We start from the raw sequence: 13,016 nt of genomic DNA, 5'->3' as shown, positions 1-13,016 counted from the left end.
TTTCACTTCCCACTGCATTGTCGCGACGATTGGCCGGCATATTGCAGCGGATCACGCCCTCGCGCAAACGCCATATGGCCGCTCCCCGAACACGCGCGGTCAACTCTCGGCAGGCATGCCAGCACGCAATGTTGCAGCGCAAACGTCAGCGCCGCACGAGGGCCTTCAGCCAGCGCGGACCGAACAGCACGAGGATGGCGCCCACATAGATGACGGCGCCGACGATGATCAGCAGACCGAGAACGGCTTCGTCCTGCATGCGGCCGAGCGACGCGAGCCGGGTCGATGCCACCAGGGCCGTTGCCCACAACGCCGCCGCGAGCACCACGCCGGTCCCGGCGAACTTCAGCAGCGACGAGGTGAGCCGCCGATCGAAGTGCAGATAGCCTTTGTGCACGGCGAAGCCGAGCACCAGCAGCAGATTGATCCAGGCGCCGACGGCCGTCGCCAGCGCGAGTCCGACCTGGGCGAGCGAGCCCATCAGCAGCACCTTCAGCACGACGTTGGCGGTCAGCCCCGTCAGCGAGGCCTTCACCGGCGTCGCGGTGTCCTTGCGCGCGTAGAAGGTCGAGACCGCGCTGCGAATCATCACGAACGGGATCAGGCCCACGGCATAGGCGGCGAGCGTCGCCCCGGCCGCGGCGGCGTCGCCCTTGGTGAAGGCGCCGCGCGCGAACATCGCGCGGGTGATCACGTCGGGGACGGCGAGGAAGGCGGCGACGAACGGCACCGAGAACAACAGCGTGAACTCGAACGCCCGGCGCTGCTGCTCCATGGCGCCGTCGTGATCGTTCGCCGTGAGCCGCCGTGACATCTCCGGCAGCAGCACCGTCCCGATGGCGATGCCGATCACGCCGATCGGCAACTGGTTGAGGCGGTCGGCATAATACAGTGCCGAGATCGCGCCGGCGGGGAGGAACGTCGCGATGATGGTGTCGGCGAACATCGCGACCTGCGTGCCCATCGAGCCCAAGGTCGCCGGTCCCAGCGCCTTGAAGAACGCGCGGATGTCGTCGTCGAGCTTGAGCGGCGCAAAGCGCGGCAGGCCGCCGTGGCGGGCGAGATCGCCGGCGAGCAGGAAATATTGCAGGAACCCCGAGATCAGCACGCCCCAGGCCGCGGCGTGACCGACACCGGGGAAGAACGCCGCCAGCGCCAGGGTCGCCATCATGGCGAGGTTGAGGAAGATCGACGCCGCCGCCGCGCTGGCAAACCGCTGCATCACATTGAGCATGCCGCCATAGAGCGTCACCAGCGTGATCAGCAGCAGATACGGAAAGGTGATTCGCGTCAGCGTGATCGCAAGCTCGCGCTGCCCGGGATCGTCGGTGAAGCCCGGCGCCAGGATCGTCATCGCCTGCGGCATGAACACCCAGGCGAGGATCAGCAGCACTATTTGCGAGGCCAGCAGCAAGGTGAAGATGCGATCGGCAAACAGGCTGGCGGAGGCCGGCCCCTTCTCGCCATGGACATGCGCATAGGCCGGCACGAACGCGGCGTTGAACGCCCCCTCGGCGAAGATCGCCCGGAAATGGTTCGGCAGCCGGAACGCAATGAAGAACGCGTCGGCCACCGGCCCGGCGCCAAGTATAGCCGCCAGCATGATATCGCGGGCAAAGCCGGTGAGGCGCGACAGCAGCGTATAGCCGCCAACGGTGAAGATACGTCCGAGCATGGGGGGCTTCTAGAGCATTGGGGGGAGAGTTTGAAGCCGGGAACGTCTGCTGTCCTCGCTTGCGGCTAAAATGAGGCGCCGCAGTTGGGCCCCTCTCCCGCTTGCGAGCGAGACTGGCACAGATTTTCTGACGCTAGCCCGTTGGTGGCAAACCTCTCCCCGCTTGCGTCAGGATCGCATATGGCGCTCGACGTATTGCGTCCGGCCGCTCCCACGTCGTGATGGCCGGCCTGCCCGGCGGAATATGTCAGCTCCGCTCGCTTTCCGACCGCCGGTTCGTGTCAATTCCAACCCTATCGACTCCGTTATCGCCCCTTCGATGCTTTCCATTCCCGCGCCCGCCTTTGCCCCTCGGCAACCTGAGCTGCAGTCATGCGTTGCCCAAGGCCATCCCGAAATTGCGCGGCGCCCTGGTTGCCTTCGGTCGCTAGCTGGAGCCACATGTATGCAAGCACATAGTCCTGCGGAACGGCTTGCCCTTTCGCGTACATTATCCCAAGCATGCCCTGAGCATTAGCTAGCCCCAGCTCGGCGGCCTTGCGAAACCACTTCACCGCTTCGCCATCGTTCTTGGCGGTGCCGTCGCCCGACATGTACATGTCGCCAACTCGAAACTGAGAATGGGCATGGCCTTGTTCAGCGGCGAGCCGAAACCATTTGAACGCTTCGGTATAGTCTTTCGAAACGCCTAGCCCTTCATCATACGCGGTGCCAAGCTTGTACTGGGACTCGGCATCTCCCTTATTGGCGAGAGCACGAAGATGTCTATCGAATGAAGCAGCATCCTTCGTTTGCGCTGCGGCTGGCGTTGGAGCGAACCAAATCCCCAGCAAAGCGGCTCCAACGCCGATTAACCTACGTGTACGCATCGCGTTCTCCTCGCCAACAAGGCCCCAGCTAATATAGTCCCTCTCGCTGCGTATCCGCGACAAGGCGCATGTGAAAAAACACCTCTACAACCATAACCGCGGCGAAAATCTGCGTGGCGGACGTGAGGTCAACTCCGAAAGCGAGACTAATCATCATAACTATGAAAGCTGCTTGGGCGAAAAACGCAGCCAGCATTGAGGCAACGGAACCGTCTTGTTGTGCCATGTATGTCCAAGGGGAAGTGGCTACCACGTAAGACCATATAAGCAGTGGCCAAAAGGCCTGGTTGGCGGCTCCATTCAAGAAATAAAAAGTAACAGTGCCGCACCACGCTGAAATCAAGGCCGCTATGTAGATGCTGGCGAGGAAGCTGAAGAAATAGACCCCTATCGTGACGCCGCGTTTTGCGAAGAATATTCCTGGCCCCCCAAGCAATACTGTCGGAAGAGAAGCCAATCCTAGGAAAAAGGGCGCTGTTACAGACATCAATAGGCCGACCAGCACCGAGCGCCACTGTCCAAGAGTGAGCAGCCAAATTGCCGAGCCGATGAAGCCGAAAAGGTTCAGAACTAGGATTGGAAGTTGGAATATCGAAAATATGGCTTGCATTCTGCGCCCCCCCCCTGCCGCAGCGTAGAGCGCAGCATGCTAGGATATTAGAGGGCACCTCACAACTTGCGGTGGCTAAAAAAAGGGGGGGGGCGACGAATGTCTCTGGAAGGCGCGATAGATCAAATGCAGAAGGCGAGGGTGCCGTTTTGGCCCGTCGTGCTCGCTCCTTTGGTCGCAGGCATCTATTATCTGTCACTCAAACTAGCATTTGCGGAATCTGTTATACCGGTGCTGGGGCGGGCTGATCTATTCGAGACGCCGCACTGGGGCTCACATTGGGCCTTTCGCCTAATCGCTGAAGCAATATCGATCGGCTTCGGCGCGTTCGTGGCGGCGGCTTTAGCGCCTGGACGGGAGAAGGCAGCGGCGGTGGTGGGAGGCTGCACCATTTCGCTGGGCTTTGCTGCCAAATTGGCGATTTTATATGCCGATCCAACGACAATACCGGGAGCAGAACCTTGGTATCAGTTTGCTATCGACGCGCTGTGGATTGTTTTAGCCCCTATGGTGGGCGCTTACGTCTCAGAAGCTGCAACAGACATGCATGGAGCCGCGCGAGGTGTCGGAGGCATAAGCAGATTTCATTTCCTGTGGCTTTGGCTTCCAGCGTATTTTTATGCTCTGGGGCTAGTTACACCGATAGGCCGAATGTACGGGGTCAGCAACGAGGGTCTCGTCGCAATGATTGTCGTTGTTATCGTCAATGGAATCCCGGCTGTCGCGCTCGCGATACCCGCCTACTATGGCCTAGCATTCCTTGCTGGACACCATGGCGAAAGCATGCACCCCGCAGGTCGCAACATGGTAGGGTTGCTCGTACTCGTATCTGGGTTCGGACTAGGTGCTGCGATACAATTCGGATGGTATTGGATTATTGAAAAAATCCATGCTGCTCTATTCGAATAAGTGTTGGCGCACTCGCCGGCGCGCTGTGAGACATACGTCCGCTCAGGTCCGGGACCGCGGTGGCTGTGGCAAGCCAGGCGCCCTCGGTCTACCCCAGCTCAGGAAACTTCCGAGTGTGCGGCACTTGCGCTCGGGCTGATCTCCCACCCGATTTGCGCCGTCCCTACAGCCCGCGCCAAAAAACTCATTTCGCGAGCCAATTCAAGCGTATCCCCCTCTCCAGCCCGCCTCTGAAAATATTCCTCTTTCTTTTTTTCAGAAATCATGATTGTATGCCGCTGTCCCGTCTCGATCAGAGGGGCGCTTCGCGGTCGTCACGGACGTTGAGGCGGGATGCGGTGGGCGTGTCGGTGCTGCAGCGTGGGGTCATCCTGCGCCGACGAACGGCATTGATGCGCACGGTCAAGTCGCGTGGTCCTGGCATCCCGACGCTGATGCCAAGTTGGTGCTGATGCGCAAAGCGCAGTGCCGACGACGGTGGCCAACAAGCCCGGAGCACCGGGGAGAACGCGAAGCAGCCGTTCCACCCATCGCGCGGGGAATGCCGGGATGTCTCGGCTGAACCTGTGGTTCCTGCCGCCTGCATTTTTTTCTGCAGGCGGGCCATGGGTGCGGCCAGCGCCCGGCATTCCCCGTGCCCTCTTTTCGGGAGGGCATGACGAACAGCAAAGCTCGGACGCCAGATGCGCCGCGAGAAGGTGAACACATGTCTCACCACCGTCATTGCGAGGAGCGAAGCGACGAAGCAATCCAGGACCGCACGCGCAGCCCTGGATTGCTTCGCTTCGCTCGCAATGACAGTGAGCATGCCGGTCGCACGTCGGCACTTGCGACGCTGGCGGGGAGGCGCACCACGCACTCCGCTGTCGTCCCGGACAAGCCTGCCGACGCGAAGCGGCGGCGGGCGCCGATCCGGGATCCATACGCCGTGCAGCCGATGGGGCGCGCGGAACGGGCCGCCTGCCCCTTCCAGACATCACGCGGTATGGGTCCCGGCGTTCGCCGGGACGACAGTGTTTGTTGGAGCTGCCGGTGGGACAGATCATTCATACACGCTGCGGCCGGTCGGGCCGCCAGCGGAGATGCGCGACGATGCGTAAGACCTCAGGCCAGTGCGCCGCGCACGACGTCGATGATGCGCCCTTGCGTCGCTTCGTCGAGATAGGCGTGCATCGGCAGGCTGATGACGTCGCTGGAGAGCTGCTCGCTGACCGGGAGGCCGCCGTCGGCGCTCGGGAAGATGCGGTAGGCCGTCTGCTGGTGCATCGACTTCGGATAGTAGATCGCGGTCGGGATGCCCTGCGCCTTCAGCGCGGCGGCGAAGGTGTCGCGGTCGACGCCCTTGGGCAGGCGGATGGTGTATTGCGCCCAGACCGAGGTGCAGCCGTCGACGAGGCGCGGCACCTTGACGACATCGGCCAGCGCGGCCGTGTAGCGCTCCGCCACCACGTTGCGCGCGGCGATCTCGTCCTCGAAAATCTTCAGCTTCTCGAGCAGCACCGCGGCCTGGATGGTGTCGAGCCGCGCGGTGAGGCCGAGGCGGACGTTGTCGTATTTGTCGCTGCCGCCGCCATGGGCGCGCACGCTGCGCAGGCGCTCCAGGAGGCCTGCATCATCGGTGAGGATGGCGCCGCCGTCGCCGAAGCAGCCGAGCGGTTTTGCCGGATAGAAGCTGGTCGCGGTCGCGAGACCGAAGGTGCCGATGCGGCGGCCCTTGTAGCTGGCGCCAAAGCCCTGCGCGGCGTCGTCGAGCACGAACAGGCCCTCGTCCGCCGCGATCGCTGCGACCGAATCGTGGTCCGCGCTCTGGCCGAACAGATCCACCGGAATGACGGCCTTCGGCTTCAGGCCGAGCCGCTTCGCGGTGGCGATGCCGCGGCGGAGCGAGGCCGGATCGATGTTGAAGGTGTCCTCCAGCACGTCGACGAAGACGGGCGTGGCGCCAGTCAACGCCACGGCCTCGCCGGTGGCGCAGAAGGTGAAGGACGGGCACAGCACCGCGTCACCCGGGCCGATGCCCTGCGCCATCAGCACCATCAGCAGCGCGTCGGTGCCGCTGGAGCAGCTCACGGCGTATTTGGCACCGCAGAACTCGGCCAGCTCCTTCTCGAGCTGAATGATTTCGGGGCCGCCGAGAAACTGGCAATGCGCGAGCACGCGGGCGACGGCGTCGTCGAGCGACTTGCCGAGCCGCTGGCGCTGCGCGGCGGTGTCGATGAACGGAATGGGCTGATGACGCAGGTGCTGGTTCATGAGCTCTGACAAAGGTTCGGAAACGGAAATGAGGGTGAAGCGGAAGCCTGGGCGGCTAGCCGGCCACGGCGCGCCGCTTGGTGGCAGCCGCCTCGGCCGGACGATGGCTCGACGTCTCCAGGCACTGTGTGGCGATCGCGAGGCTCGCGACGCCCTCGTCGCCGGTGACGGCGGGTGCCGTGCCCGAGCGCACCGCGTGCAGGAAGGCGATCAGCTCGGCGCGCAGCGGCTCGTCATGGCCGACCGGGAGATGACGCATCGAGTAGCTGCCGTCCGGCTTGAAGCCGAAGCACTCGGTGACCTGGCGGGTGAGCAGATCGCCCATGATGTATTTGCCGCGCGTCGCCACCGTGACGTTTCGCGCCTTGAACGGCGTCAGCCAGTTGGTGTTGATGTGGGCGAGCACGCCGGAGGCGGTGCGGAACTGCAAGAGCGCGATGTCCTCGCGCTCGGCCACCGCGCTCGACAGTTGCGGCTGCACCTCGATGATGTCGGATTCGGTGAACCACCGGATGAGATCGATGTCGTGCACGGCGAGATCGATGACGACGCCGACATTGGACATGCGCGGCGGGAACGGGCCGACGCGGGTGATCGCGATCGACAGGATGTCCTCGCCGGCGATCGCCTTCTTGATCGCGGCCACCGCCGGATTGAAGCGCTCGACATGGCCGATCATCAGGGTGACGCCGGCGCGATGCGCGGCCGAGACGATCTCCCTGCCCTCGTCCACCGTCGAGGCGATCGGCTTCTCGACCATCAGGTGAACCTTGCGCGCGATGCAGGCCAGCGCAAGCTCATGATGCAGATGCGTCGGAGCCGCGATGGTCACGGCGTCGACGCCCTCGGCGACGAGCTGGTCGAGGCTCTCGAAGGTCGGGCAGTTCGCGAGCTCGGTGACGCGGCTGCGATGCGCGGGCAGCGGATCGACCACGCCGACCAGATGCACGTCGGGGAGTCCGGCGAGCACGCGGGCATGATTGCTGCCCATCACGCCGGCTCCGATCACGCCGACGCGCAGCGCCTGCCTCAGCTCGGCCTTGTGGCCCGCCCCCTTGGAACTCATGTCATCGACCCCATCAATGCCCCCGGCTTGCGACGTCACGGATTGGCCGTAACGGTTAACGAACTGCAAATCACCGGTCGAAGCTCTCCTAGCATGCCGCTCGAAGCGAGGCGAATGCGGAAAGCCTTTTCAGGACACGATTTGATTCAGAAAGTTACATCCGGCACGGACGAAAAACGCTGTCTTTTGAACGGCGTGCGCGATGCGCTTCAGGTGTGGCGGGCGCCCTGCTCACGCGTCACGACAGGTCGCGAAAGTAACGGTGGATGCGTCTTCACGCCTGCGTGTGGGCCGCGGCAGGAGGTAACGCGATGGCTCCCGCCAGCGAAGGAGATCACGTCACAACGCGGGAGAACACCCATGCCCCTCAGCCTCGCCTCGCTCCGCCACGCCTCCGCCTTCGCCGTGCTGCTCGCATCGCTTGCCCCATGGTCGCCGTCGGCCGCCGCCACGGACCGGCCCGTCGTCATCGAGCTGTTCACCTCGCAGGGCTGCTCCTCCTGCCCGCCTGCGAATGCCTATCTGAACGAAATGGTGCGGCAGCGCCGCGACGTGCTGCCCCTCGCCTTTCACGTCACCTATTGGGACCGGCTCGGCTGGAAGGATCCGTTCTCGCTGCCGGCCGCCACTGACCGCCAGGCCCGCTATGGCAGCCGCTTCGGCGATGGCTCCTACACGCCGGAGATCGTCGTCGACGGCACGACGAGCCATGTCGGCTCCAACCGGGCCGAGGTAGGACCCGCGATCGACCGCGCCAGAGGCGCGAGCGCGACTGCGGCGCCGCTCAAGCTCGCACGCAATGGCGACAAGCTCACGGTCGAGGTCGGCGGCGGTGAAGGACGCGGACGCCTGCTCCTGGTCGGCTTCGATCATCGGCATGAAACGTCGATCCGCCGCGGCGAGAATGGCGGCCGCACGCTGGAGGAGCTGAACGTGGTGCGCTCGGTGCGCCCGCTCGCAGATTGGAGCGGCAGCGCGCTGCGCCTCACCGAGCCGATGCCCGAGGGCGAGGATGCTGCAGTGATCCTCGAAGCGGCGGACGGGCGCATCGTCGGTGCAGCGCGGCTGTAGCCGCCACGATCAGGAGGAGGCACAATAACGGCGCCAGAACAGACGATAGCCCTCCTCCACCTTGCGCGTGTAGGTCTCGACATTGCCGGCGGCGGAGTTCGCGACCATCGCCGGCAGTTGCGCCCGCAGCTTCGCCAGCTCCGCGGGCTGCGCCGCATGCTTCAGGGCGATGGCGATGTACCCGTCATCGTCCTCCGCCACGAACTCTGCGAGCCCGACCGCCGTGTTGATGGCGGCCGCCGCCCGCGCCGCGGCGCCGTGGCCGAGCCTGGCGATGACGGGCACGCCGGCCTGCAACGACTCCCAGGTGCTGACGCCGCCATTCTGCGGGAACGGATCGAGCGACATGTCGATCGCGGCGAACTGCGCGATGTGCTGATCGCGCGTCGACAGGCCGAGGCAGGTGATGCGCCCCTCGGCGATGCCGTGCGCCACGAACCGGGCCACGAGCCCATCGCGCAGCAAGGGCTCATCGAGCGCACCGTTCTTGATGACGATCCGCGAGTCCGGCAGCGCGCCCATCAGCCGCGACCACAGCGCGAGCGCGGGCTCGGAGATCTTGTCGATGCGGTTGAAGACGCCGAACGTAACGTAGCCGTTGCGCAGCATCGGCAGCGGCGTCGGCTGCCATCCCGGCAAGGGATCGGTGGTGATGACGGCCGGCAGGTCGTAGACCTGCTCGGCAAACAGAGGACGCGCGGCCTCGGGCACGGTCACCGGATCGGCGAAGAAGTAGTCGATGGTCGGAAGCCCCGTTCCGGTGCCGCTGCCCCACGCGGTGACCTGCACCGGCGCCGGCTTGCGCGCGAACACCGGCAGCCGGTTGCCGGCGGAATGGCCGGAGACGTCGACGAGGATATCGACCTGATCAGCCTCGATGCGATCGCTCAGTTCCTCATCGGACATCTGCCAGGCGTCGACCCAGAGGTCGGCGGCGGAACGGCAGCGCTCGGTCATGCCATCCTGCAGCGGCGAGCAGGAGTAGCAGACGACCTTGAACGCCTGATGGTCGTGGTGGCGCAGGACGGGCAGGAACACCAGCGCAGCCGAGTGATTCCTGAAATCGGAGGAGACGTAGCCGATGGTCAGCCGCCGCTCCGGATCGCGGTCGCGGACCGGCGGCGGCCGGCGCACGATCTTGCTGCCGATCCTGGTCCACCATTCCCGGCGCGCCGCCTGGTGCTGAGCGAAGTCGGTGTCCGGCATGAAGTCGAGCAGGAAGATCTTGGCAGTGATCGCATCACCGAAATCCGGCTTGATCTCGAGCGCACGCTCGAAGTGCTGCAAGGCCGTTGCGAGATCGCCCTGCTTGCAGAAGCATTCGCCGAGCCAGGTCCAGGCGACCTCGGAGGCCGGATTGAGCTCCAGCACCTTGCGGCACGCGTCCATCGCCGGCGCGATATTGTCCTTGATGGCGCTGAGCTGCGCGAAGCCCAGCAACGCCACGTCCTGCCATGGATCGAGCGCCAGGGCGGCCTTGAAGTCGGCCATGGCCCGCTCGAACCGTCCGGCCTGCTGGTGCAGGCGGCCGCGCTGTGCCAGCACCTGCGCGGCATTGGACTTGATTGCAAGCGCGGCGTCGAACGCCGCGAGCGCCTCGTCGGAATGGCGCAGATTGATGCTGGCGAGGCCCTTGCCGAACATCGCCTCCATGTGGCGCGGGTTGAGCGACAATGCGCGATCGAAGCTCGCATTGGCCTCCGCATTGCGGGCGAGCGGAAGCAGCGCCATGCCGCGATTGCAATAGGCGTCGGCATAGTCCGGCTTGAGCGCGATCGCCCGGTCATGCGCGGCGATCGCCTCCTCCGGCCGCCCCAGCCGCATCAGCGTGTTGCCGAGGCCGGTGATCGCCACGAGCAGGTTCGGCTTCAGCGCAATCGCCCGCTCCTGGCATTTGCGCGCCTCCTCGAACCGCTTGCGGTTGAACAGCGCAAGGCCGAGATTGGAGAGCGCCTCGGCATTCCGCGGCTCGATCTCGACAGCCTTGATGAGCGCCTGCTCGGCCATCTCCATTTGTCCGCCGTCGAGCGCCGTCACGCCGAGCAGATGCAGCGCATCGAAATGATCGGGCAGCAGCGCCAGGATCTGGCCGCAGACCGCCTGCGCCTCGGCGCGACGGCCGCCGCGATAAGCGGCGACGGCCTGTTGCATCAGCGCATCGGCCTGCTTGCGATGCTTCTTCTGCAGCCTCGCATTCTGAAACGCGCGGGAACCGACGTCGCTTGCCAAAAGACGGCCTCCGGAGTGACGCGTAGATCGACAGAACAGGCGTACTGCGGACGGCGCTCAGCCGCCGGCGGCACAATAGCGGCGCCAGAACTGGCGATAGCCTTCCTCGACCTTGCGCGTGTAGGTCTCGACATTGCCGGCAGCGGAGTTGGCCACCCGCGCCGGCAGCTCGGCGCGGAGCCGAGCCAGCTCGGCCGGCTGGGCCGCGTGTCGCACGGCGATCGCGATGTAGCCCTCGTCGTCCTCGGCCACCCAGTCGTCGAGCCCGACCGCCTTGACGATCGCGCCGCCGGCCCGCGACGCCGCGCTGCTGCCGAGCTTGGCAACCACGGGCACGCCGGCCTGCAGCGATTCCCAGGTGCTGACGCCGCCATTCTGCGGGAACGGATCGAGCGAGATGTCGATGTTGGCGAACGCTGCGATGTGCTCATGGCGCATCGACGCGCCCAGACACGTAAGGCGGCTCTCGCCGACGCCGTGCGCGGCGAAGCGGGCGATCAGCGTGTCGCGCAGGAATGCATCCTCAAGCGCGCCGTTCTTGATCACGACGCGGGCGTCCGGCAGCGCCCGGAGCAGCGCCGACCACACCGTCAGCACCTCGTCGGAGATCTTGTCGACGCGGTTGAAGACACCGAAGGTGACGTAGCCGTTGCGCAACATCGGCAGCGGTGTCGGCTGCGCGTCCGGCAGAGGATCCGTGGTGATCAGTGCCGGCAGATCGTAGACCTGCTCGGCGAACAGCGGCCGTACTGCCGCCGGCACCGTCACCGGATCGGCGAAGAAGTAGTCCATGGTGGGCAGGCCGGTGCCGGTCGCATTGCCCCACGCGGTGACCTGGATCGGCGCGGGCTTGCGGGCGAACACGGTGAGCCGGTTGCCGGCCGAATGACCGGAGAGGTCGACGAGAATGTCGACCTGATCGGCCTGGATGCGATCGGCGAGTTCATCGTCGGACAACTGAGATGCCTCGATCCAGCCATCGGCCGCAGCCTTGCACTGCTCGGTGACGGAATCGACCAGCGGCGAGCACGAGTAGCAGATGACCTTGAACGCCGCGTGGTCGTGATGGCGCAGCACCGGAAGGAAGGTCAGCGCGGCCGAATGGCTGCGGAAGTCGGACGACACGTAGCCGACCGTGATGCGGCGATCCGGATCGCGGTCGATGGCGGCAAGCTGGCGCTGCGGGATATGCGCGCCGATCCGCTCCCACCATTCGCGGCGGACGGCCTGATGCAGGGCGACGTCGGCGCCGGGATAGAAATCGAGCGCGAAGATCTTCTTCATGATCGCATCCTCGAAATCCGGCTTGATCTCGAGGGCGCGATCGAAGTGCTGGATGGCGCCGGCCGTGTCGCCCTGCTTCGCGAGGCACGTGCCGAGCCAGATCAGCGCGACTTCCGACGCCGGATTCTGCTCCAGCACCCGCTTGCAGGCCAGCATCGCTGGCGCGATCCGCTCGGTGAGCACGCAGACATGCGCCTTGCCGAGCAGCGCCGCTTCGAGCCCGGGGTCGATCGCCAGCGCGGCATCGAAATCGGCCTCGGCCTCGGCGAACCGTCCCATCTGCACATAGAGGCGGCCACGTTGCGCGATGACGGCCGCTGTGCCCGGCTTCATGGCGAGGGCGGCGTTGAAGGCGGCGAGCGCCTGCTCAAGGTGCCGCAGATTGACGCTGACCAGTCCCTTGCCGAAGGTCGCCTGCATGTGCCGCGGCGCCAGCGCCAGGGCGCGGTCGAAACTCTGCCGGGCCTCTTCGTTGCGCAGCAGGAGCAGTTGCGCCATGCCGCGATTGCAATAGGCGTCGGCGAAGTCCGGCTTCAGCGCGATGGCGCGGTCGTGCGCCTCGATCGCCTGCGCGAACAGCTGCATGTTCATCAGGGTGTTGCCGAGGCTGGTCAGCGCCGTGGCGAAATTGGGCTTGAGCGCGACGGCGCGCTCCTGAACCGCGCGCGCCTCCTCGTAGCGCTTCATGCTGAACAGCACCAGGCCGAGATTGGCCAGGGCCTCGGCATTGCGCGGCTCCACCGCGACGGCGCGGGTCAGGGCCTGCTCGGCGAGATCGAGCCGGCCGCTGTCGAGCGCGGAGGCGCCGAGAAGGTGAAGAGCGTCGAAATGATCGGGCACGAGGGCCAGCGCCTGACCGCAGATGGCCTGGGCATCGGCATGCCGGCCAGCCCGATAGGCCTCGACGGCCTTCGGCAGCAGGCCGTCGGCCTGCTTGCGGTTCTTCTTCTGCAGGCGCGCGTTCTGGAACGCACGCGATCCGATCGTGCTTTGCAAGGAAGCTCTCCGGCGGACGACTCCGGGGCTGTCTAGCACGGCTCGCGTGATTCG

The 13,016-nt window shown here is 65.3% G+C and carries 9 protein-coding genes; 2 read left to right on the top strand and 7 right to left on the bottom strand.

Going from position 1 to position 13,016, the window contains the following annotated elements; genetic code table 11:
• Positions 1-145: 145 nt before the first annotated feature.
• The 3 genes from murJ to ACQR10_RS09560 all read right to left on the bottom strand — a co-directional run bounded on the left by murJ (position 146) and on the right by ACQR10_RS09560 (position 3,154).
• A complete protein-coding gene (gene murJ / locus ACQR10_RS09570) occupies positions 146-1,675 on the bottom strand; it encodes a murein biosynthesis integral membrane protein MurJ (RefSeq protein WP_434911925.1) in 1,530 nt (509 codons plus the stop codon).
• Between the two features lie 305 nt (positions 1,676-1,980).
• A complete protein-coding gene (locus tag ACQR10_RS09565; protein ID WP_434889117.1) occupies positions 1,981-2,544 on the bottom strand; it encodes a tetratricopeptide repeat protein in 564 nt (187 codons plus the stop codon).
• A 28-nt stretch (positions 2,545-2,572) separates the two neighbouring features.
• Positions 2,573-3,154, bottom strand: a complete 582-nt coding sequence (locus tag ACQR10_RS09560) for a hypothetical protein (protein WP_434911924.1) — start codon at positions 3,152-3,154, stop codon at positions 2,573-2,575.
• 99 nt (positions 3,155-3,253) lie between these two features.
• On the opposite strand from ACQR10_RS09560, the gene ACQR10_RS09555 reads away from it, so the two are divergent.
• Positions 3,254-4,063 (top strand): hypothetical protein, encoded by an 810-nt coding sequence (locus ACQR10_RS09555; protein ID WP_434889116.1) that lies wholly within the window; start codon positions 3,254-3,256, stop codon positions 4,061-4,063.
• Positions 4,064-5,167: 1,104 nt separating this feature from the next.
• Here the strand turns inward: ACQR10_RS09555 and ACQR10_RS09550 are convergent.
• Both ACQR10_RS09550 and ACQR10_RS09545 read right to left on the bottom strand, forming a co-directional pair.
• Complete coding sequence (locus ACQR10_RS09550) at positions 5,168-6,316, bottom strand: DegT/DnrJ/EryC1/StrS family aminotransferase (RefSeq protein ID WP_434911923.1); 1,149 nt, start codon at positions 6,314-6,316, stop codon at positions 5,168-5,170.
• A gap of 55 nt (positions 6,317-6,371) precedes the next feature.
• On the bottom strand, positions 6,372-7,382 hold the full coding sequence (locus tag ACQR10_RS09545) for a Gfo/Idh/MocA family protein (protein ID WP_316183697.1): 1,011 nt from the start codon (positions 7,380-7,382) through the stop codon (positions 6,372-6,374).
• Between the two features lie 360 nt (positions 7,383-7,742).
• Between ACQR10_RS09545 and ACQR10_RS09540 the strand changes: the two genes are divergently transcribed.
• A complete protein-coding gene (locus tag ACQR10_RS09540; RefSeq protein ID WP_434911922.1) occupies positions 7,743-8,453 on the top strand; it encodes a DUF1223 domain-containing protein in 711 nt (236 codons plus the stop codon).
• 9 nt (positions 8,454-8,462) lie between these two features.
• On the opposite strand, the gene ACQR10_RS09535 is transcribed toward ACQR10_RS09540, so the two are convergent.
• Positions 8,463-10,682 carry a tetratricopeptide repeat protein gene (locus ACQR10_RS09535; RefSeq protein WP_434911921.1) on the bottom strand — a complete coding sequence of 740 codons (2,220 nt, stop codon included), beginning with the start codon at positions 10,680-10,682 and terminating at the stop codon, positions 8,463-8,465.
• A 57-nt stretch (positions 10,683-10,739) separates the two neighbouring features.
• A complete protein-coding gene (locus tag ACQR10_RS09530) occupies positions 10,740-12,962 on the bottom strand; it encodes a tetratricopeptide repeat protein (RefSeq protein WP_316218706.1) in 2,223 nt (740 codons plus the stop codon).
• Positions 12,963-13,016: the final 54 nt, after the last annotated feature.

Source organism: Bradyrhizobium sp. HKCCYLRH2060, from assembly GCF_051168135.1.
GTDB lineage: Bacteria > Pseudomonadota > Alphaproteobacteria > Rhizobiales > Xanthobacteraceae > Bradyrhizobium.
The sequence above is the reverse complement of the archived record's forward strand: the minus strand, read 5'-3'. Positions and strand labels throughout refer to the sequence as shown.

Excerpts from the sequence above, each read along its gene's own strand:
- ACQR10_RS09555 (WP_434889116.1), top strand. The coding sequence starts at position 3,254 with ATGTCTCTGGAAGGCGCGATAGATCAAATGCAGAAGGCGAGGGTGCCG.
- ACQR10_RS09545 (WP_316183697.1), bottom strand. The coding sequence starts at position 7,382 with ATGAGTTCCAAGGGGGCGGGCCACAAGGCCGAGCTGAGGCAGGCGCTG.
- ACQR10_RS09560 (WP_434911924.1), bottom strand. The coding sequence starts at position 3,154 with ATGCAAGCCATATTTTCGATATTCCAACTTCCAATCCTAGTTCTGAAC.
- murJ (WP_434911925.1), bottom strand. The coding sequence starts at position 1,675 with ATGCTCGGACGTATCTTCACCGTTGGCGGCTATACGCTGCTGTCGCGC.
- ACQR10_RS09550 (WP_434911923.1), bottom strand. The coding sequence starts at position 6,316 with ATGAACCAGCACCTGCGTCATCAGCCCATTCCGTTCATCGACACCGCC.
- ACQR10_RS09565 (WP_434889117.1), bottom strand. The coding sequence starts at position 2,544 with ATGCGTACACGTAGGTTAATCGGCGTTGGAGCCGCTTTGCTGGGGATT.
- ACQR10_RS09540 (WP_434911922.1), top strand. The coding sequence starts at position 7,743 with ATGCCCCTCAGCCTCGCCTCGCTCCGCCACGCCTCCGCCTTCGCCGTG.